This is a genomic window from Amycolatopsis sp. NPDC004368 (genome assembly GCF_053602515.1).
The window spans coordinates 55,895-76,006 of the sequence record NZ_JBSGDT010000033.1; the positions used below are offsets into that span (position 1 = coordinate 55,895).

Here is a 20,112-nt window from a genome sequence, read left to right on the forward strand (position 1 = left end):
CGAAACTGTCGGTGCCCCCTGCCAGGATGACCGGCATGCGAACAGTGCTGCACGGCGAGCTCCGCGTCCACTATGGACAGTGTTACGTCCACGGCGACGGCGGGGACCCCTTCGAAGGCGACCTTTCGGCGTGCTTCACCGGGCAGCGCAACGGGCTGTGCGGCGCCGCCGTGCGGGGGACGCTCTTTCTCATCACCGGGGTGCACACGGGGAACGTCGGGTTCACGCTCGAGGTGCACGAGAGCGAACCGCCCGAGACCGAAGCGGAAGAGGTCGTCGAGGTGTCGTTCCGGGTCACCGGCGCCACGAGGCTCGTGACCTGGGGCGGCGAGGGCGCGTGGGACCTGGGACTGGCACCGGGCGACTACCGCGTGCGCTACAGCGGCACCGCGATGGACGCCGCGCGGGAACACGACACCCGGCTCGCCGACGAGCCCGAGCTGGACCGCTACCTGCTCCAGTTCTGGCCCGCTCGGCCGGCGCCCGACGCGATCCTCCGGCAGACCAGCGCGGTCGCCAGGTACTGGCACGGCGTCGCGCGGGAGCTCCCTCCCCCGCCGACGCCCGAGGAGCGCGCCGAAGCCGAGGAAGCGCGCCGGCGGGCCGAGGAGCGGGCTCGCGCGAACGCTCGGCACCAGCGGCTCGTCCGGGAGTGGGGCGGCGTGCTCCCGGACGAGCGGATCCTCGCGCTGCCGCCGGGTTCCCTGCGCGAGCACGCGAAGCACGACCGTGACCTGGTCGTGGACCTGCTCGCGGCCCCACCCGAAGCCCGGCGCGCGTTCGCCCGCTGGGTGGCGCACCGCGCGTTCGAGCACGCGGGCCTGGACACCGTCCCGTGGATCGCCGAGGGCCTGCGCGCCCTCGACGCCGGTGAACCCCTGCCCCGACCCTTCGACGACTGGCACGCGGCGTGGGACCACCTCCTGTCCGACCCCGCGGTGCCCCGCACCCTCGTCCCCACCCCGGACGGCCGGCACGACAACGCGCTCCAGCAGGCCATGGCCTTCCCGGCAATCTTCGCTGCGACCGAGCCCGATTCGCTGGCCGCCGCGGGCCGCACCCTCTCCGCGGCGCGGGTTGCGTTCGGTGAAGACCGCGCCGCGTTCTTCGCCAAGGCGCGTGCAGAGGTCACGCGGATGGTCCCGCGATGAGCGGCGGCGGCTGACCCCACTGCGGTTGTCCAGGGCCGGGCTGGCCGGGGGCGGGCAGCTGCGGTGCCTGCGGCTTCGCAACCATGGCCACCCACCGGTATGCGTGGTCATGGGCCAGCGCCCCCACGGCCGCGCGTCCCCGGCGACAAGGGCGACGTTGGCGCAACGCCACTCGCCGAGGCGATCCGGTGTCCTCGGTGAACGACAGGCCCAGTCTTCCGGTTTGCGGACGTCACACGCGTTCCGGCATGTTCCAGGGCGCGCGGAACCGGTGGTTCGCCAGGCCCACCGCGTCGGGACCGGCAGCCGGCTTGCCGGCGACCTGATCAACCAGGAACTTCAGGACGTCGGCGCGCTCCCTGCCGGGCGCCGGCGGACCGTCGTCGCCCGTGAACTTCTTCCGGATGAAGAATTTCTCGGGATTGATCTCGCGACGGGGATCGTTCTGCGGAACCTGACCACGGCCGCGGCCAAGGCGAAGGCGTACGCCGGTCAGCCCTGTACGCACCTGCACGGGAGTCGCCGTCCGGCAATCGGCGCCGCGAGCCGCCGAGCTGTGCACGGCGGTCCCACCCGCCTTAGCATCGGCTCATCGACGGCCGGGCGGCAGGCGGGAGGTGGCATGGTTGCGCCTTCCGCGAATCCGCCCGAGAAGGCCGTGCTGCGCCGTGCGCGGGCGATCCTGCGGTCGTTCGACGCGAGTTCCTCCGTGCTCGGCGTCAGCGAGCTCGCGCGGCGCAGCGGGCTGCCCAAGGCGACCGTGCACCGGCTGGTGCAGGAGCTCGTCGAGTGCGAGCTGCTGGAGCGCGACGGGCACCGCTACCGCCTCGGTGGCTGGCTCTACGAGCTCGGCCAGCGCGCGCCGGTGCACCGGTCGCTGCGGGTCGTCGCCGCGCCGAGTCTCGACGACCTCGCGCACGTGACCCAAGAAACGGTGCTGCTGGTCGTCCCCGGGCGTGACGGGATGCTGTTCACCGAGAAGTACGTCGGCAGCCGCGGGCGGGGGCGGGTCGTCACGCAGCTCGACGGCCGGGTGCCGGTGTACAGCGCGGCCTCGGGCAAGGCGATCCTCGCGTTCGGCCCACCGGAGCGCGTCGACGCCGTGTGCGCCTCGGCCGGGCCCGACGCCTATCCGCCGCTCGACGAGCCGCGGCTGCGGGCCGAGCTGCAGGAGATCCGCCGGCGCGGGTACGCCGTCTCGCACATCGAGCCGGCGCCGGGCTACGGTGCCATCGCCGCGCCGGTGTGGTCAGACGGTGCCGTGGTCGCGGCGCTGAGTGTCGTCGCGCCCGGGGACCGCCTCGACGTCGGGCGGTTCTCGGCCGCCTTGCTGCTCGCCTGCACCGCCCTGACGCGCCGGCTGCGCGGCGCCCGCGCACGACCGTTCCACTGACCGGACCGTTGGTCTTCACCGCGGCGGTCTCCTGCCCCACCATGACCGCTCCCCATCGGGACACCGCGCTCGTCCCGGCAGTCGAGGAGGACCAATGGCGGACTCTCTTGAACCACCGCGGCAGCCGATGCGGCGGATCGTCCTGGCGGGGCTCGTGGGCAACGCCCTGGAGTGGTACGACTTCTTCCTCTACGGCACGGCCGCCGCGACCGTGTTCAACAAACTGTTCTTCCCCGCGGTGGACCCGGTCGCCGGCACGATCGCGGCCTTCGGCACCTACGCGCTGGGGTTCGCGGCCCGCCCGATCGGCGGGCTGATCTTCGGCCATTTCGGCGACCGGATCGGGCGGCGCGCCGTGCTCGTCACGACCCTGACGATCATGGGCCTGACGACCGCGCTGGTCGGCGTGCTGCCGACGTACCAGCAGATCGGGCTGTGGGCACCGATCCTGCTGACCGTGCTGCGGGTGGTGCAGGGCATCGCCGTCGGCGGCGAGTGGGGTGGTGGCGTGCTGCTGATCAGCGAGAACGCCGATCCCCGCAAACGCGGCATGCAGTCGGCACTGGGCCAGAGCGGCGTGAGCCTCGGGTTCGTGCTCAGCGCCGCCGTGTTCGCCCTGGTGAGCGGGACGACGAGCGCCGAGGCCTTCCAGTCGTGGGGCTGGCGGATCCCGTTCCTGGTCGGCGTCGTCCTGCTCGGCGTCGGCCTGGTGATCCGGCTGAGTGTGCTGGAGACGCAGTCGTTCCGGCAGGTGCAGCAGCGCCGGGAGACCGAGCGCTTCCCCGTGCTCGCCGCGATCCGGCAGCACCCACGGGCGGTCGCGGTGTCGTTCGGCGCGCGGCTGGCGGAAAACGGTGGCAGTTACCTGTTCCTGGTCTTCGTGCTCACCTACGCCAACCAGCTCGGCATCGCGCAGTGGGTGACGCTGGTCGGCGTTGTCCTGGGTGAGCTCTTCGAGGCGATCGCCATGCCGTTCTGGGGCGCGCTGTCCGACCGCGTCGGGCGACGGCCGGTGTACCTGGCCGGTGCGATCGCGCTGATCGTCTGGGCGGTGCCGTTCTTCCTGCTGTTGCAGACCAAGGAAACCGCGCTCGTGTGGGTCGCGCTCGTGGTGGCGAACGCCGTGTGCCACGGCGCGATGATCGGCGCGCAGCCGAGCTTCTTCAGCGAGCTGTTCGGCAGCGGCGTGCGCTACAGCGGGGTCGCGCTCGGGCACGAGCTCGCCTCGGTCCTCGCGGGGGGTCTCTCACCGCTCATCGCGACGGTGCTTCTCGCGTGGGCCGGCACGTGGTGGCCGGTCGCGGCCTACCTCGGGCTGCTCGGGCTGATCACCGCCGCGGCGCTCGTGTGGGCGCCGGAGACCGCGGCACGCGACCTCGACTCCGTGGGACACAAGGGTTCCGCGAAGACGACGGAGCTCGCGCGATGACCGCGATCGTTGCCGCGCACGAACACCCGTACTCGCGCCACCCGGCGCCCGGGACGACCACCGAGCACGTGCTGACCGCCGCCTTCCACGGTGTGCTGGCCGAAGCGGGGATGCGGGCGGAAGACGTCGACGGGCTCGGCGTGGCGTCGTTCACCCTCGCGCCCGATCACGCGATCGACCTCGCGTGGCGGCTCGGCCTGCGGCTGCGCTGGCTCATGGAGGACCCGCACGGCGGCGCGAGCGGGCTCAACCTCCTGCAGCACGCGGTGCGCGCGGTGGAGGCCGGCGATGCGCGGACGATCGTCCTGCTCGCCGGTGACCACCTCGACCGCGCGGCGTTTCGGCGGCTCGTGGAGAACTACAACCGCGCCACGGCGGAAACCCTGACGCCGCTGGGCATCGCGGGGCCGAACGCGCTGTTCGCGATGCTCACGCAGCGGCACAGCCAGGCCACCGGACTGTCCGAAGAGGACTACGCGCGGATCCCGCTGGCGCAGCGGTGGTGGGCCGGGCGCAACCCGCACGCGGTCTACCGCGAACCGCTCACCCTCGCCGATTACCTGGCCGCCCCGGTCGTGGCCGCGCCCCTGCGGCGCTACGACTGCGTACCGGTGGTGACGGGAGCCGACGCCGTCGTCGTCATGGCCGGCGCGCGCGGTCCCCGGGCCGAGGTCCGCGCGTTCGGGGCGAGCCACAACCACGACGGGCAGCAGGGCGACGGCCTGCACACCGGGCACCACCTCATCGCCGAACGGCTGTGGGCGGACGCGGCACTCGGTCCGGCCGACGTCGACCTCGCCTGCGTCTACGACGACTACCCCGTGATGGCGCTGGCGCAGGCCCAGGACCTCGGGCTCGCCCCTGAGCCGCGGCGGTTCCTGCACGAAACCCTGGCGGCACAGCACTGGCCGCTGAACCCGTCGGGCGGGCAGCTCTCGGCCGGGCAGGCCGGCGCCGCCGCAGGACTGCACGGGCTCGTCGAAGCCGTGCGGCAGCTGCAGGGCCGCGCCGGTGAGCGGCAGGTCGAGGGAGCGCGCCACGCGCTCGTCACCGGGTACGGAATGGTCCTGCACCGCTACGGAGCCTGCGCCAACGCCACGATCCTGGAGGGGAAACGATGACGGAACCGGCGAACGCCCGCATCGAGCAGGTGACCGAAGCCGACGGGGTGCGCGTCGCGACGCTGCGCACCGCCGACGGCACCGTGGTCGTCGGCCGGCTCGGCGGGACCGAGGAGCCCGGCGACGACGTGCGGGTCACGACCGCGCCGTCCGGGCCCGGCACGGCCTGGGTACCCGCCGGCCACCGGCTGCCCGACCGGACGTCGGCCGCTCGAGCGCTGTGGCCCGCGAACTGCACCGTGCCGCGGCTGCTGGCGCACCAGGCTTCGGTATACGGAGACCGGACGCTGGTGCGGTGCGGCGACGTCACCTGGACCTACCGCGACACCGCCGACCGCGCCGCCCGCGCGGCCGGGATGTTGCAGCGGCGCGGGGTCCTCGCCGGCGACCGGGTCGCGTTGCTGTGCGGGAACCGCCTGGAACTGCTCGAGATCTTTCTGGGCTGTGCCTGGCTGGGCGCGATCGCCGTGCCGCTCAACACGGCGGTGCGCGGCGCCGGCCTGCGGCACGCGCTGGCCGACTCGGCGGCGAGCGTGCTGGTGGCCGAAGCCCACCTGGTCACCGCGCTCGACGACATCGACGTGCCCGAGACGCTGGCGCAGGTCTGGGTCCTCGACGGCCCGGACCACCCCGTGCTCGCCGACGCCGTGGCGCCCGTCGACGCGGCGCCGGGTGACACGGTCGCGATTCTCTACACCTCCGGCACCACGGGCCTGCCGAAGGGCGTGTGCTGCCCCCACGCGCAGTTCTTCTGGTTCGGCGTCACGGTCGCCGAATGCCTCGAGCTCGAACCCGGCGACGTGCTCTACACGTGCCTGCCGCTGTTCCACATCAACGCGCTCACCGCGTTCTTCCAGGCGCTGGTGACCGGCGCGCAGGTGGTGTTCGGCACGCGGTTCTCGGTGTCGCGCTACTGGAGCGAGGCCGCCGCGTGCGGTGCGACGGTGACCTACCTGCTCGGCGCCATGGTGCAGATGCTGCTGGCTGCACCGGAGTCCGAACGCGACCGTGGCCATTCCGTGCGCATCGCGCTCTCACCCGCGACCCCGGTCGCGTCGCACGGCGCGTTCCGCGAGCGGTTCGGGGTGCGGCTCATCGAGGGTTACGCCTCCACCGAGACGAACATGATGGTCGGCGCGCACGCAAGCACCCAGCGGCCCGGCTGGATGGGTGTCGTGCTGCCGGGCTACGAAGCGCGCGTGATCGACGCCGCGGGCCTCGACGTGCCCGACGGTGAGGCGGGCGAGCTGGTCTGCCGCTCAGGCCTGCCGTTCGCCTTTGCCACCGGCTACTTCGGCAACCCGGTCGCGACCACCGCGGCCTGGCACGACCTGTGGTTCCACACCGGCGACCGCGTCATCCGCGACGGCGCGGGCTGGCTGCGGTTCGTCGACCGCGTGAAGGACAGCATCCGCCGCCGCGGCGAGAACATCTCGTCGATGGAGGTCGAGCAGGTGCTGGCCGCGCACCCGGCCATCGCCGCCGTCGCGGTGTTCGCCGTCCCGTCGGAGCTCGCCGAGGACGAGGTGATGGCCGCCGTCGTCCCGCGCGGCGAGATCGCCCCGCTGGACCTGGTGCGCTGGTGCGAACCACGGCTGTCGTACTTCGCGATCCCCCGCTACCTCGATTTCGTCCCCGACTTGCCCCTCACTGAAAACGGCAAGGTCCGCAAGGCCGTCCTGCGCGCCCGCGGCGTGACTCCCACGACCTGGGACCGCGAGGCGGCCGGCTACCGGCTCCGCCGCTGACCTTCCTGTTCCGGACAACCGGCAGGCAACCGAACGACGTCCCGCAGCGTGCTCCTTGGCGAAATCACCTGAACCGAGGGGGAACCGTGAGCCGCACGCGGAAGGATTCCCGGCCGCCGCATTGACCTTGGTCCCGATGCTCACCGTCACCGCGGGCACCGCCGCGGCACGCGAATGCACGTGGACACCGGCCACGCTCCCCCTGCCCGCCGGGCAGGACTGGGGACACGTCTCCGCCGCCGCGGACGGCGGCTGGTTCGCCGGCAGCGGATCGTCCGACGCGATCCGCTGGCACGACGGGGTGGCCGAAGACCTCGGCAACACGTTCGGCCGGCAGACGGAGCCGACCGACATCAACTCCGCGGGCACCGCGGTCGGGCTGACCTACGAAAACAGCTTCGGACGCGACGCGCGTCCTCTACCGCGACGGCGGGTTCACCGCTCTGCCGCTCCCGGCGGGCCGCCGGTCGGCACGAGCCCTCGGCGTCAACGACGCCGGTGACGTCGTCGGCGCCGCCCTCGGCATCGGCGACAAGTTCGACCTGACGATCTGGCCGGCTGCCGCGCCCGGCACAGTGCGAGATCGACGAGCAAGGCCGCATCCTGCTGCGCGCCGAAAGCACGCGGACCGACTACTTCGTGCGGTACCCGGACGGGACGATGACCGCGCTCGCGCTCGGCACCGACTACGTCGACGCGTTCCGCAACGGCCGCCTCGCCGGCGACAAGTACGAGAACGGCCACTTCGTCACCGCCGAGTGGGACCTGACCGGCACGATCGTCCGCCGGCTGGACACCTGGGCGTCCGAGCTCGCCCTCGACTCGGGCACCCGAACGACCGGCACCTACCGAACCGCGACCGCGGCTACGCGCTGGGTGTCTGGGAGGACGGCGCCCTCACCGGCACCCTCGTCACCAGCCCGGACTTCGGCGGCTTCGACCGGCCGGTGATCACCGACGACGGCGTCGTCGCGACCACGATCGGCTCCACCGTGACGACCTTCCGCCACAGCTGTCCCGCGTGGCGGCTACGAGTTCACCAGCCGCACCGTGAGCGGGCGGGCCACCGGCTGCGCCGGGGTCCGCACGGTCACCGTCCTCGTCGCGGGGTCCCAGGTCCAGGACCCGGTGGCGCTGCGGCGACCGTCGACGTACACCGCCGACAGCGCCTTGGCGTCGGTGAACCGGACGGTCCACGTGCGCTGCGCCGGCCGGCCCGGGTACGAGCCGCGCAGGCCGGCGATCGCGAGCGTCGCCGAGCGGCCCTGCTCGGTGTAGGTCAGGTTGGTCGTCGCTCCCTTCGCGGAAGGGGACTGCCCGTCGTCCTCGTAGAGGGTGAACGCGCCGTTGTGGCCGCCGGCCACGGTGGCCGTCGCGGCGGTCAGGGGGTTCTGTTCGTCGTTGGTGACGTTCGCGCTGCGGGTGACCACGATGCCGCCCGAGCGCAGGAACACCGGCATCGTGTCCCAGCCCGTGGTGATCTGCGCCGTGGTGCCGCCGTGGTAGGTCTTGCCGGTGAAGTAGTCCGTCCAGTCGCTCCCGGGCGGGAACCACACGCTCGTGGTGGCGGTGGTGCCGGGAGCCGTCGCCGGGGCGACCAGCACGTCCGGGCCGTAGAGGTACTCCCCGCCCGCCTGGGCGTAGGCCTCCTGCTGACCCGGGTACTGCAGGTACAGCGGCCGCACGATCGGCAGGCCCGTCGCACTGGCCTGCTGCGCGAGGGTGTAGGTGTACGGCACGAGGTCCTCACGCAGGTTCAGGAACTTCGTCGCCGACGCGTCCGCGGCCGTGCCGTACTGCCACGGCAACCGGTCGCTGTGGTTGGAGTGCAGCCGGTCGATCGGCTGGAAGGTCCCGAACTGCACCCAGCGCGCGTACAGGTCGTCCGGCAGCTTCGTGCTGCCCGGCTCACTGCCCGGTTGCTGCAGTCCGCCGGTGTGGCCGCCGATGTCGTGGCTCACCGACGCCAGCCCGGTCGCCGCGGACTCGCCGGGCGTGTAGCCGACCTCGAAGCCGAGCGTGGCCCAGTCGGACGTGGTGTCGCCGGTGAAGTGCAGCGTGGTGCGCTTGTCCGCCCACGGCCCGGTCGCCACGGCGGTCGGCGAGCTGTAGCCGCCGGCCTGCAGCGAACCGTAGGCCCGGGAGAAGGCGAACCCGCGGCCGGTGCCGCGCGCGGCGTACTGCTGGTTGATCCACGCGTCCGGGGTCACGCCGGCGAGGCTCGAGTTCGACCCGTCGCAGCACCAGTCGAGCCACCAGAAGTCGGCGCCCTGCTGCTCGATGGGCCGCTGCAGGTCGAAGTAAGCCTTCAGCTGGTCCGGGTCACCGAAGTCGAAGACGTAGCAATCCGTGCCGCCACCGCCGCAGCTGCCGGGCTTGAGCTTGCCCTTCGCGGTCGCCTGCGCCGCGGGGAACTGCGGGTCGGACGCGAGGATGCTCGGGTGGATGTTCAGCGCGGTGTGCAGGCCTTCGTCGTGCACCCACTGGAAGAACGCGGCCGGGTCGGGGAACCGGGAGGGATCGATCTCCCAGCCGTTCCACTTGTTCGGTGCTTTGAAGTCGGTGTCGACGACGAGGCTGTCCAGCGGCACGTTCTGCGAACGGAACTTCGGCAGGATGTTCTGTTCGAAGTCGGCGGCCGTGCGGTCGTAGTACTCGGAGTACCAGACGCCGTACGCCCAGCGCGGCAGCAGCAGCGAGGGCCCGGTCAGCTGGGCCAGCTCCCGCAGCGCGCGGCTGTAGTCCTGGCCGTAGGCGAAGACGTAACCGTCTTGGTGGGCCTTCCCGGCGGGACGCTGGGTGACGGCCTTGGTGCGCGGGTCGAAGAGGGCCGATGCACTGTCGTCGAGCAGGGCCCAGCCGTCCTGGTACAGGATTCCCGGGTTGGTGACGGCCGTGCCGTCCACGCCGTCGAGGCCGCGCCGGTAACCGCCGAGCGCCGCGTGCGGGGCGAGGAGCGGCGCGTGCGGCGTGGTGACCGCGACGGTGTCGACGTTGAGGTGGCAGCTCGTGGAGTCCGGGCAGCCGAGCGTCACGGTGTTGGTTCCCGCGGCGAGCTGGACCGGCACGGCCGTGGTGCGCCACGAGTTCCAGCTGCTCGTCGCGGGCAGCGTGAGACTGGTCGGCGCGCCGTCACCCACCTTCACCGACGCCGTGGTCGGCTGGGTCAGCCCCGCGACGGCCGTCGCGTCGGCGTAGCGCAACTGGAGGACGTACGAGCCCTTCGCAGGCACCCCGGTCACCGTGAGGGTGTCGGACGCGCCGGCCTTTTCCATGCCGGCGAGGAAACCCTGCGCGGAGTAGCCGTCGTGGTCGTGCGCCGCGTGCGCGCCGCCCGCCGTGGCGCCCTGCTCGGCTTCGCAGAGCACGCCGAAGGCGCAGGACGTCGGCGCCGGCGGCACCGGCTGCGGGTAGGCAGCGCCGGGCGGGACGACGGCGAGGCTGTCGACGTTGACGTTGCCCGAGTCGGTGGCTCCGTGTTCCACGCTCACCTGGTGCTCCCCCGCGGGCAGCGTGAGCGGAACGGTCGCCAGGGTCCAGGTGTCCCAGTCCGCGGTGGGCGGCAGGGTGACGGTGTGCGGGTCACCGCCGTCCACGAGGACGGTGAGGGTGCGGGTCGTGTGCTTTCCGTCGCCGCCGGATCCGTTGGCGTAGCGCAGCTCCAGCTCGTAGCTGCCGGCCGCCGGGGCGGTGGTGCGGAACCCGAGCTGGTCGCCGGTGTTGGCGAAACCCGCCGCGAAGCCACCGCCGGTGTAGCCGCGGTGGTCGGTGGCCACACCCGGTCCGGCCAGCTGCAGGTCCTCGGCCTCGCACAGCGCGCCGAACGCGCAGACGGGGGTCAGCTTGCCCTGCCAGGGCTTGGCAGTGACATCCTGGTCGCCCGTGCGCAGCTCGACGGTCAGGTTGTCGTCGGAAAACGCGCCCGAGCCGAGCTTGTACCGCAGCCGGGCGGCGCTGGTCCGGATGGTCAGCCAGCCGTCCTGTTTCGCCACGGTGTAAGGGGTCCTGGCGAAACCGCCGCGACCGGTCACGTTGAACGTGCCGGCGTCGACGAAGGCGGAGTCGCCCGCGTACTCCGTCCGGATGAGCGTCGGGGAGAGCACCTCGAACCGCGCCTGCCCGGCCGTCACCGTCTGCGCGGCCAGGCCGGAAGCCGGCGCCGCACCCGCGGAAGCGCCCGCGGACACCAGCGCACCCGCCAGGCACACCGCGGCCAGCAGCCACACCAGAGGTCGTCGTCGGACCGCTGCCCGTTTCGCCACCATTGCCTCCTCGACAGATCCCCGGCGACGGTAGTGCGGCGACGATCAGGAATGAAGGCGCGGGACGGAGCCTGTCCGGTGTTCTGTCCACGACAACCCGTTCAGAGTACCGTTTTTGGACTCTCCACAATGGACCGGGCAGAAGCGCTTCCCCACTGTGGGCCGCGCCACACGCGCAGCTTCACTCTCGTTCTGAAACCTTTCAAATACGGACCTAACCAGGGTTGACAGAAAATGTCAACGGGCAAGGACTGCCCCGTTGCCCGTGCGCACCCTGAACCGATTCTGCCCGCTGAAGGCGATGTTCGGCGATTGACAACGGTCGTGGAAAACCTGGAAACCGGATTCGCTCGCCTTGAAACGTTTAAATCTTCCCCCACGGAGAGGCCGGTGAGCCGCGTACGGCACCATCGCGCGTGGTGTGGTTTTCCTTCCCACCCGCGCGCCGTCGACCGCAGAGATTTTCTGAAGTTCAGCGGTGGTGTCGGTATGGCGTTGGCGCTTTCGGGTGTGGCCGGGGCCGGCGCGGCCGAGGCGGCACCGGCGCTGGATGATCCGGAGGGCAAGTACCGGCCGGGGACACGCTGGTGGCTGGCCGAGGGACTGCACACCGACGCGACGATCAAGGCCGACATGAAGCTGCTGCTCGAGATGGGCATCGGCTCGGTGGAGATCGTGTGCATGCCCGAGCCCAATGTGGACAGCGACCTGGCCGGCACGGTCTTCGTGAACAACAATACGGGCACCGCGTTCACCGCCACCCTGAGGCGCTCGGTGATGACCGTGGCCGGCACCCGACGCTGTTCGGCTACACCACCACCGTGGTCGCCGACGGCCTGAGCTACCTGCTCTCAGCGCTCGGCATCACCGCCATCGGCGGCGGCGAGCCGACTCTCATGAAGGATGCGGCGAAGAAGATCACGCTGCGGGATCTGCCGGACAGTTGGCGGTACCTGCTCGGCCACCCGCAGCTGCGTCCGGTATTCCTCAACCGCCTCGCCGTAGGCGGCCTCATCATGGCGCAGGAACCGGTGATCGAGGTGCTCATGCTGTGTGACCTCCACTTCGCGCCGTGGCAGTACGGACTCGCCTTCGCCGTACCATGCATCGGCGGATTCGCCCGCTCGCGCCTTGCCGGTCCGACAGTCGCCAAAGCACGGCGAGCACAAGGTCATGTGGCTCGCGGCCATCGGCGCGGTCCTGTGACCGCTGGGACTGGCGTTCATTCCCACCGGCCTGGCCGGACTGCTGCTGGTCGTGGTCATCGAGTTCGGTGTCATCATGCCGATCAGCCTGTTCAACCCGCACCACGCCGAACGCGGACCGTCCCCGCAGCGCCGTCGCCGTTACCGACCCTGCTCGAAATCCGCCGAGTGCTCGGCCCACCACCGGGCGATGTCGGACCGGCGGGCAAACCACACGCCACCCTTGGCCTGGGCGTACTCGAGGAACTCCCGCAGCGCTCCGGTGCGCGCCGCCTGGCCGATCAGGCGGGGGTGCAGGCCGATGGACATCATCTTGGGCCGGCCGCGGGAGCCCTCCAGCCACAGCTCGTCGAAGCCGCGCTTGAGGTAGTCGAGGAAGAGACTCGGCGAGCGAGTGCCCTGGATGTCGTTGTACGTCAAGGAATACGGCACGACGAGGTGTCGCGTGCCGTTGACGTCGACGTAGTAGGGCAGGTCGTCGTTGTAGGCGTCGGAGTCGTAGAGGAACCCGCCGTTCTCCACGACCAGCTCGCGCGTGTTGACCGACGGGCCGTACCGGCAGTACCAGCCGCTCGGCGCTTCCCCCCACGTCTGCTCGAACGACGTGACCGCCCGCTGGATGTGCTCCGCCTCTTCCTCGCGGGTCAGGCGCCAGTGCTCTTCCCAGCGCCACCCGTGCGCGAGCAGGTCGTGCCCGGCCGCGCGGGCCTCCTTCGCGACCTCGGGGTTGCGTTCGAAGGCGACGGCACAGGCGAAGAACGTCGCCTTCACGTCGTAGTCGTCGAAGAGCCGGAGCAGCCGCCAGACGCCGACGCGGCTGCCGTACTCGTACATCGACTCCTTGGCCAGGTCCCTCAGGTAGGCCGGGAACGCGTACTCGACCTCGGCGAGGCTGTCGTTCTCGCCGTCGCCCATCTCGTGGGAGTACTCGGAGCCTTCCTCGTAGTTCACCACGATGTTGACCGCCACGTTCGCGCCCTCGGGCCACTGCACGGCCGGCACGTCCTTGCCGTAGCCGACCAGGTCGCGGCTGAGGTTGCTCGCGATTTCGCGCACGTCATCTCCTCACTCGGGGAATTGCTTCAGGAAAGATCAACTGTGCCGGGCGCCGGTTCGCCGGAACCGTGGAGGACCTCCAGCGGGACCCGGTGCGTCTCCGGCACGAACACCGCCGCCACGGCGAGGCCCACGTACATCACCGCCACGGATCCGAAGACCCAGGACGCTCCGACGTGCTCCAGGAGCGCACTGGCGATCAGTGGCAGCAGCGCGCCACCCACGAACCCGACGTTGACGATGACGGCCGTTCCGAAACCCCGCACCCGTGTCGGGAACAGCTCGGGGGCCCACGTCCAGATGGTGGTGTTGACGATCAGGATGAAGATCTGGAACACGAAGCCCAGCACCAGGATGAGCACGTCACCGTTGGCGAACAGGGCGAACGCGACGACGCCGAGCGCACTCAGGACCGCGCCGGCCGTGACGACGGTGCGGCGCGGAATGGCGAACCCACCGTAGGAGGCGATCAGGCACCCGATGAGACCGCCGACGTTCTGCAGCATGGTGAAGGTGACACTGCCCTGCACCGAGTAGCCGCGCCCGACGAGGATCTGGGGCATCAACAGGACGACGCTGAACTGGGCGCCCCACGCCAGGAAGGCCGTGAGGCCCAACGCGATGGTGCGACGACGGAGCGGCTTGGTCAGCACACTGCGCAACGCCTGGCCCCTGGACTCGTCGTGCTGGGCGCTCTCCGAGGCCGCGACGGTGTCCCGGCCGACGAAGGACCGGACCTCGTCGCCGCTGTGCAGGCGCAGCCGTCCGGTCGACAACCGGGTGAGGGCCTCGTTCGTCTCCTGGATCTTGCCCCGGCTCAACAGGTGAGCCGGCGTCTCGGGCAGGTACCGCCGGAAGAACACGATCAGGACGGCCGGAATCCCCAGGAGGCCGAACGCCCAGCGCCAGGCGTCGTCGCCCGCGTCGACCGCGGAGGCGAACGGGCCGATGATCACCAAGGCGTAGACGTAGGCGAGAAAAATGCCGATTCCCGCGGAGATCGTGTTGAACAGGGAGACGAACACACCGCGGAACTTGGTCGGTGTCAGCTCGGAGAGGTAGGTGAGCCCCACGGCGATCTCGCCGCCGACGCCCAGGCCGGTCACGACCCGGGTGATGCCGAGGACGACGGAGTTCGGCGCGAAGGCCGACAGCACCGAGCCGAGGCAGTAGATGCCCAGGCTGACCGACAGCAGGCTCCGGCGACCGAAGATGTCCGCGACCAGGCCGCCGACGATGCCACCGGCGACGATGGCCAGCAGGCTCACGGTGGACAGCAAGGCCAGCCCCGAGGCGTCGAGCCCGAGCGCCTTTTGCAGGGACGGGCCGAGGGCCGAGAGGATGAGCTGTTCGAAAACCTCGAAGAGGCCGCCCAGGACGACCAGGGTGAGCGCCAGGTAGTGCGTGCGCGTGAGCCCGAATCCGTCGACGATCTCACCGAGAGATCGGGGCTTGCCGCTCATGGTGGCTTCAGCGTCGAATGCCATGGTTCCCCTTCGGGTCGAATGACGTTGCGGCCTCTTACGAGGCGTCGTCCGCTTGCGTCGGTGGGCGGTTGGGCAGCGGGAAGGAGAACACCGAGACGAGGTCCTCGGCGCCGGTGTTCTCCAGCGCGTGCCACGAGGCCGCCGGGATGAAAATCGCCTGACCGCGCTCGAAATCCATGACGCCCTGGTCGGTGTGCAGCCGGCCCGAGCCCTGGGCGACGTACATGACCTCGGAGGTGGCGTGGGCGATCGTGCCGGTTTTCGGGGCTCCGGCCGGGATCGTGACCGCGCCGAGGCAGTTCTGGATTTCGGGGACGTTGCTGCCGCTCAACAGCAACCCGTCGGCCGGCGGGTTCGCCGGGTCCGCAGTGACCTGGACGTAGCGTCCGGTGATCGCGTCGGTCATGGATTCCCTTCTCGCGATGGTGGTGCCGCTCTGCCGGCGAGGGGCCGGTGGCTGTTCGGCGCCCTCCTGCCCGGGGAAGAGCTGCGTTTGGTTCCGCTGGAGGTGCGCCTTCATGGCTTCCTCGGCCGCTTCCGGCCCGTCGCTGCGAATCGCGTCGAGAACGCGCTGGTGGTCGGCGATCAGTTCAACGCGTTTCTCGCGGTCCTTGAGGATGATCTGGTTGATCAACACCCACAGGGGTTGCCGATCGATCTCGACCAGTTCCGACGCGAAGTGATTGAGGAGGTGGTTCGGACACATCGCGGCCAGGTCCGCGTGGAAAGCCATGGAATGGTTGACGAAGTCGGGCAGCTGCGCCGGCTCGTCGATCAGGCGGGTGGCGATGTCGAGATCACGCTGGACCTCCCCCAGATCGATGTCGCCGGGCGTTGCCGCCAGCAGGCGCGAGATGGGCGGCTCGACCACGAGCCGAGCCGCGATCACGTGCTCGGGTGTCGAGCCGATCTCTTGTCCGACGCGCTGGGCGAGCCCACGGCTCAAGTCGGCGACGTACGTACCGTCCCCGTGCCGCACGACGATGGCCCCGCTCAGTTCCATCGCGAAGAGCGCCTCGCGCACGGTCGCCCGCGACACCTCGAACTTCACCGAGAGGTCCCGATCCGACGGCAGCCGCGCACCCGCCGCCAGTCCACCCTGCTGGATCTCGCTCAGGAGCGCCTGCGCGATGCGCAGGTACCGCCGCTTCGGCAGGGATGAACCAGACTGGTCTGATGACTGCATGGGCAGACGTTAGACCACTGGTTCGGGCAAAAACAAGGGCCGGACGTCGACGGGAAGTGACGATCGAGCCGCGGCTCGGATCCGGGCGCCGATCCACCGGGGATCGCATCGCCGCAGCTCAAGTGATGTTTCAGCGGTTTGAAGTCACGGAGCAGGTTCGGCCACGACGCGGCCGTTACCGGTCCCGGTGCAGTTCGACGAGCCCGATCGCCGTAGCCCGCAGCAGCAGGTCGAGCCGGGGTTCGAAGTCGAGCGCGACGTGCGCCCAGCCGGGTTCCTGCTCGTACAGCCTGGCCGGCGTCGGAGTGGGAGGCGAGGCCTGCCAGAACGCGGCCGCCAACGAGTCCGCGGCCGCGAGAAGACGGTAAGACTGCTCACTCGACCGACAGCACCGACCAGATCACCGGCGGCCGTGCCGTCGACATCGAGGGTGCGCGGGCGTACAGAACCAAGGCCATGACGGCCCGACTGGTCACCAGGTCGACACCAACCAGCTGTGGCCGAGCAGCGCCACCGTAGTGCCTGGACGGCTTCGCCACATCCGCGCTCTCGACAGGTCGTCAACCCGGGCCGTCGGGATGGGCGAGATCGTAAGCCCGGGAAACCTTCTGCGGCACCACCATCCGCCACGCGTCCACGACGAACTCGCGGGCCTCGACCGGATCCAGCGCCGCGAGCTCGGCGTGGACCCAGTTGAACCGCATGTCCGACGTCGACGGCAACCGGAACTTCCCCGGCTCGCCGGCAACGAGCGCGGCGCGCTCCTCCTTCGGGAACGCGAAGCCCATCTCCGTCTCGTCGAGGGAGAACGCGACGTAGACGATCTGCTTGACCCGGAACTTCAACCGGCCCCGCACGTACACCGGATAAGAACGCTCCAGCTGCGACCCCAGCGCACGGACGTCCTCGACCACCGCCACCCCGCACCTCCTCAGCGCCAGAACGGAGTCTTCCACGTCACGCGCGGAAACCCGGCATCTTCAGCCCAACAAGGAATTCAGCACGGCAGGCGCCTCGGCCGGGCCCGGCAGCGGCGCCCACCGCGTCCCGCACGTCCGCGCGAGCGACGCTGCCTCCTCCGTGTCGTCCGCCGGTGCGATGATCAGCAGTTCCGGCAAGGCCAGCGCGGCAGGGCGGGGGTCCTCGTCGTCGGTGGCGCGGCAGTCCGACAGCAGCACGGTCACCTTGCGGACGGCCCGTGATCGATCGAGCTGCCGGGCGGCCTCGCGCAGCGCGGGTGCCAGGCCGGTGACGCCGTGGCCGCGCAGGTCGAGGACGTCGTCGACGAGGGTGTCGGGTGGGCGGGGCGTGTCGAGGGCGCGCAGGATCCGCGGCGTGCGGGCGAAGGCGATCACGGCGTGCTCCCCCGGCGCCCGCCACACGCACGCGGCGGCGGTGAGCGCGGCGGCGGCGAGACGAGCGCCGCCCATGGAGCCCGAGGCATCGATGAGCAGGCAGAGCGCGAGGGTGGGCCGGGCCCAGGTGCGGGCGGTCAGTTCGTCCAGCGCAGGCGGACGGCGCAGTCCGCGGGCGTCGGCGACGGCCGGCAGTGACGCGTCGAGGTCCAGGTCGCCGCCGCGGTCGGCGGGGACGGGGGTGAGGCGGCCGATGCCGGTGCCGCGCGGTGGTCCGGACCGGACGCGATCGAGGGCGATGCGGGCGGCCAGCGCACGGGCGGCGGCGCGCAGGGCTTCGTCGGTGGCGTGGGCGATCTCCGCCAGCAGGGCGAGGGCCTCGTCGGGGTTGTCGGTCAGGGCGCGGTCGAACGCTTCGGTGTCGAGGACTCCGACCTCGGGGGAGATCTCGCCGAACCGTTCGTGACGGGCCAACTGTGACCGCGGCGTGCTGCGCCGACCGGGCGCCGGGCGTGCCGGGCGGGGCAGGCGGGGCGCTTCGAGCGCCGGGGCGCCCGCCGGCGGCGGGCTCACGCTCCCCCCGGCGCATCACCTCCCTCGGGTGGCGACCCGAACGCCTTCTCGTACAGCTCCCGCACCACCGCCTCGGCCGTGCGCGTGCAGGACTCCTGCAAGCGGATCCGGCCGGACAGCGCGACGACGGCGGCGTCGAGGCCCACTCGCCACTCGCTGACGTCGACCGCACGACGCCGCGCCAGCGACGTGCTCAGCCGCACCATGTCGATGGCGCCGCGCACGGAGGAACCGACGCGGATCTCGCCGTGTTCGCGGGTGGCCCGGACGAGCTCGACGACCTTGGCGCGCCACGCTCGCGGCACGTCCGGCGCGCGCAGGACCACGACGGTCTCCTCGTCGGCCGCGGTCTGGTAGCCCATGCTGATCCGGCACACCCGGTCGTAGATCGCCGACGAGATGCGGGCCGTGCCCACGGCGTCGAACGGGTTCATCGCCGCGACGAACCGGAACTCCGGCGCCGCCGCGACGCACCCCAGCCGCGGGACGTGGAGCTCGCCCTCGCTCATCACGGTCAGCAGGACGTTGAGCGTCTCCTCCGGGATCCGGTTGACTTCCTCGACATACAGCAGCGCGCCGGACCGGAGCGCCTCCACGAGCGGCCCGTCGACGAAGGTTTCGGGCCGGTAGCCCCGATCCAGCACCAGCGCCGGGTCGAAGTGCCCGATCAGCCGCGCCGGGGTGAGCTCCGCGTTGCCCTCCACGAAGACGAACGGAACCTCGGCGTGGTGCGCGACCGCCCGCAGCAGGGTGGTCTTGCCGGTGCCCGGCGGCCCTTCCAGCACCACGTGGGCGCCGCTGTCGAGCGCCGCTTCCAGCAGCTCGACCTCGTGCTCGCGCCCGACCACGGGCGACTCCGCCGCGGCCGGACCAGCGGTGAGCGGGCCGGGCACCGGAGTGCCCGGCCCGCGCGGAGCCGAGTGCACCGCCATCAGTGCTCGTGGATCATGACGCCGCGGACATTGCTGCCGTTGAGCAGGTCTTCATATCCCTCGTTGACTTGCTCCAGCGTGTACGTCTTCGTGATCAGCTCGTCGAGCTTGAGGTCGCCGGACTGGTAGAGACCCAGGATCTTCGGGATGTCCGTGGTCGGGTTGCAGTCGCCGAACAGCGTGCCCTTCACCGTCTTCTTGAACAGCGTGAGGATCGAGCCCGGGAGCTGGATGTTCTTCGTCGCCAGCTTGTTCAGACCGGTCAGCACGACGGTGCCGCCCTTGCCGGTGGCGTCGAACGCGCCGGTCACGATCTCCTCGGTCACGATCCCCGCGGTGACGATGGCCTTGTCGGCTCCGTTGCCGTTGGTCATCTGCCGCGCGAGGTCGCCGGCCTCCTCGATGCTCGCGACGGCGTGCGTGGCGCCGAGCTCCATCGCCTTCTCGCGCTTGTTCGGCAACGGGTCCACGGCGATGAGGTTCTTCGCCCCGGCGTAGCGCGCGCCCTGCACCGCGTTGATGCCGATCCCGCCGACGCCGGACACGATCACCGTCTCGCCCGGCCGGACGTCGGCGGCGTTCACCGCGGAGCCCCAGCCCGTCGGTACCCCGCAGCCGACGAGCACGGCCTTGTCCAGCGGCAGGTCGTCGTCGACCTTCACCACGGAGTTCTGGTGGATCGTGGCGTACTGAGAGAAGGTCCCGAGCATGCACATGGCGCCGTACTGGCCCCTCGGCCCGGAGAAGGGGAACCGCTCACCGGGCAGGTGGCCCTCGAGGATCGTGGCGCCCATGTCGCAGATGGCCTGCTGGCCCGTGGCGCACCACCGGCACACGCCGCAGTTGGGGATGAACGAGCACACGACGTGGTCCCCCGGCTTCGCGCGGGTCACGCCGGGGCCGACCTCCTCGATGATCCCCGCGCCCTCGTGCCCGAGCACCATCGGCAAGCGGGCCTCCAGGTCGCCGTGGGCGATGTGGACGTCCGAGTGGCACAGGCCGGCGTGGGTGTAGCGGATCAGCACCTCGCCTTCCTGCGGCCCGTCCAGCTCCAGTTCCTCGATCTCGATCGGCTTGCCGACTTCGTGGACGACCGCGGCCTTCGTCTTCACGGGCTTCTCCTTCACTTCGTTGTGAGGTTCCGCCACCAGGCGACATCGACGGCCTCGGCCCGGGTGCGGGCGGCCGATCGTCCCGGTGGGAGGGGAGAGGAG

19 protein-coding genes are annotated in these 20,112 nt (G+C 71.1%); 8 read left to right on the top strand and 11 right to left on the bottom strand.

All coding sequences use genetic code 11. The annotated features are described in order from the left end of the window. The first annotated feature begins 35 nt into the window (after positions 1 to 35). Positions 36 to 1,151, top strand: a complete 1,116-nt coding sequence (locus ACWEOE_RS33350; RefSeq protein WP_452016250.1) for a hypothetical protein — start codon at positions 36 to 38, stop codon at positions 1,149 to 1,151. Positions 1,152 to 1,383: 232 nt separating this feature from the next. Here the strand turns inward: ACWEOE_RS33350 and ACWEOE_RS33355 are convergent, their stop codons facing one another. Next, the gene (locus ACWEOE_RS33355) at positions 1,384 to 1,665 is read right to left on the bottom strand and encodes a hypothetical protein (RefSeq protein ID WP_452016252.1); all 282 of its coding nucleotides are present in this window, start codon (positions 1,663 to 1,665) and stop codon (positions 1,384 to 1,386) included. A 108-nt stretch (positions 1,666 to 1,773) separates the two neighbouring features. On the opposite strand from ACWEOE_RS33355, the gene ACWEOE_RS33360 reads away from it, so the two are divergent. The 6 genes from ACWEOE_RS33360 to ACWEOE_RS33385 all read left to right on the top strand — a co-directional run bounded on the left by ACWEOE_RS33360 (position 1,774) and on the right by ACWEOE_RS33385 (position 7,793). After that, positions 1,774 to 2,544, top strand: coding sequence for an IclR family transcriptional regulator (locus ACWEOE_RS33360; RefSeq protein WP_452016254.1), 771 nt, complete (start codon positions 1,774 to 1,776; stop codon positions 2,542 to 2,544). A gap of 94 nt (positions 2,545 to 2,638) precedes the next feature. Further along, a complete protein-coding gene (locus ACWEOE_RS33365; protein WP_452016256.1) occupies positions 2,639 to 3,973 on the top strand; it encodes an MFS transporter in 1,335 nt (444 codons plus the stop codon). Next, the gene (locus ACWEOE_RS33370) at positions 3,970 to 5,094 is read left to right on the top strand and encodes a thiolase family protein (protein WP_452016258.1); all 1,125 of its coding nucleotides are present in this window, start codon (positions 3,970 to 3,972) and stop codon (positions 5,092 to 5,094) included. The genes ACWEOE_RS33365 and ACWEOE_RS33370 overlap by 4 nt, the downstream gene beginning before the upstream one ends. Beyond that, positions 5,091 to 6,842: an ATP-dependent acyl-CoA ligase gene (locus ACWEOE_RS33375; RefSeq protein WP_452016260.1), complete on the top strand. Its 1,752-nt coding sequence runs from the start codon at positions 5,091 to 5,093 to the stop codon at positions 6,840 to 6,842. The genes ACWEOE_RS33370 and ACWEOE_RS33375 overlap by 4 nt, the downstream gene beginning before the upstream one ends. 136 nt (positions 6,843 to 6,978) lie before the next feature. Then, the gene (locus tag ACWEOE_RS33380) at positions 6,979 to 7,344 is read left to right on the top strand and encodes a hypothetical protein (RefSeq protein ID WP_452016262.1); all 366 of its coding nucleotides are present in this window, start codon (positions 6,979 to 6,981) and stop codon (positions 7,342 to 7,344) included. A gap of 137 nt (positions 7,345 to 7,481) precedes the next feature. Further along, the gene (locus ACWEOE_RS33385) at positions 7,482 to 7,793 is read left to right on the top strand and encodes a hypothetical protein (RefSeq protein WP_452016264.1); all 312 of its coding nucleotides are present in this window, start codon (positions 7,482 to 7,484) and stop codon (positions 7,791 to 7,793) included. Between the two features lie 77 nt (positions 7,794 to 7,870). Here the strand turns inward: ACWEOE_RS33385 and ACWEOE_RS33390 are convergent, their stop codons facing one another. Further along, complete coding sequence (locus ACWEOE_RS33390) at positions 7,871 to 11,107, bottom strand: TIM-barrel domain-containing protein (RefSeq protein ID WP_452016266.1); 3,237 nt, start codon at positions 11,105 to 11,107, stop codon at positions 7,871 to 7,873. 231 nt (positions 11,108 to 11,338) lie between these two features. Here ACWEOE_RS33390 and ACWEOE_RS33395 point away from each other — a divergent pair, with 231 nt between their 5' ends. Beyond that, entirely contained in the window at positions 11,339 to 11,944 is a 606-nt protein-coding gene (locus ACWEOE_RS33395) for a twin-arginine translocation signal domain-containing protein (protein ID WP_452016268.1), read from the top strand. Between the two features lie 11 nt (positions 11,945 to 11,955). On the opposite strand, the gene ACWEOE_RS33400 is transcribed toward ACWEOE_RS33395, so the two are convergent. The 9 genes from ACWEOE_RS33400 to ACWEOE_RS33440 form a co-directional block, all read right to left on the bottom strand. Next, complete coding sequence (locus ACWEOE_RS33400) at positions 11,956 to 12,405, bottom strand: hypothetical protein (protein WP_452016270.1); 450 nt, start codon at positions 12,403 to 12,405, stop codon at positions 11,956 to 11,958. 45 nt (positions 12,406 to 12,450) lie between these two features. Beyond that, on the bottom strand, positions 12,451 to 13,365 hold the full coding sequence (locus tag ACWEOE_RS33405) for a polysaccharide deacetylase family protein (RefSeq protein WP_452016272.1): 915 nt from the start codon (positions 13,363 to 13,365) through the stop codon (positions 12,451 to 12,453). Between the two features lie 26 nt (positions 13,366 to 13,391). Continuing rightward, a complete protein-coding gene (locus tag ACWEOE_RS33410) occupies positions 13,392 to 14,852 on the bottom strand; it encodes an MFS transporter (RefSeq protein ID WP_452016274.1) in 1,461 nt (486 codons plus the stop codon). A gap of 34 nt (positions 14,853 to 14,886) precedes the next feature. After that, complete coding sequence (locus ACWEOE_RS33415; protein WP_452016276.1) at positions 14,887 to 16,038, bottom strand: FCD domain-containing protein; 1,152 nt, start codon at positions 16,036 to 16,038, stop codon at positions 14,887 to 14,889. A gap of 175 nt (positions 16,039 to 16,213) precedes the next feature. Beyond that, positions 16,214 to 16,378: a hypothetical protein gene (locus ACWEOE_RS33420; protein ID WP_452016278.1), complete on the bottom strand. Its 165-nt coding sequence runs from the start codon at positions 16,376 to 16,378 to the stop codon at positions 16,214 to 16,216. Between the two features lie 220 nt (positions 16,379 to 16,598). Further along, the gene (locus ACWEOE_RS33425; protein WP_452016280.1) at positions 16,599 to 16,958 is read right to left on the bottom strand and encodes an MmcQ/YjbR family DNA-binding protein; all 360 of its coding nucleotides are present in this window, start codon (positions 16,956 to 16,958) and stop codon (positions 16,599 to 16,601) included. A gap of 60 nt (positions 16,959 to 17,018) precedes the next feature. Beyond that, positions 17,019 to 17,867: a VWA domain-containing protein gene (locus ACWEOE_RS33430; protein WP_452016282.1), complete on the bottom strand. Its 849-nt coding sequence runs from the start codon at positions 17,865 to 17,867 to the stop codon at positions 17,019 to 17,021. Between the two features lie 95 nt (positions 17,868 to 17,962). Further along, the gene (locus ACWEOE_RS33435; protein WP_452016284.1) at positions 17,963 to 18,898 is read right to left on the bottom strand and encodes an AAA family ATPase; all 936 of its coding nucleotides are present in this window, start codon (positions 18,896 to 18,898) and stop codon (positions 17,963 to 17,965) included. Further along, positions 18,898 to 20,010, bottom strand: coding sequence for an NDMA-dependent alcohol dehydrogenase (locus ACWEOE_RS33440; RefSeq protein WP_452016286.1), 1,113 nt, complete (start codon positions 20,008 to 20,010; stop codon positions 18,898 to 18,900). Before ACWEOE_RS33440 ends, ACWEOE_RS33435 begins: the two co-directional genes overlap by 1 nt. Positions 20,011 to 20,112: the final 102 nt, after the last annotated feature.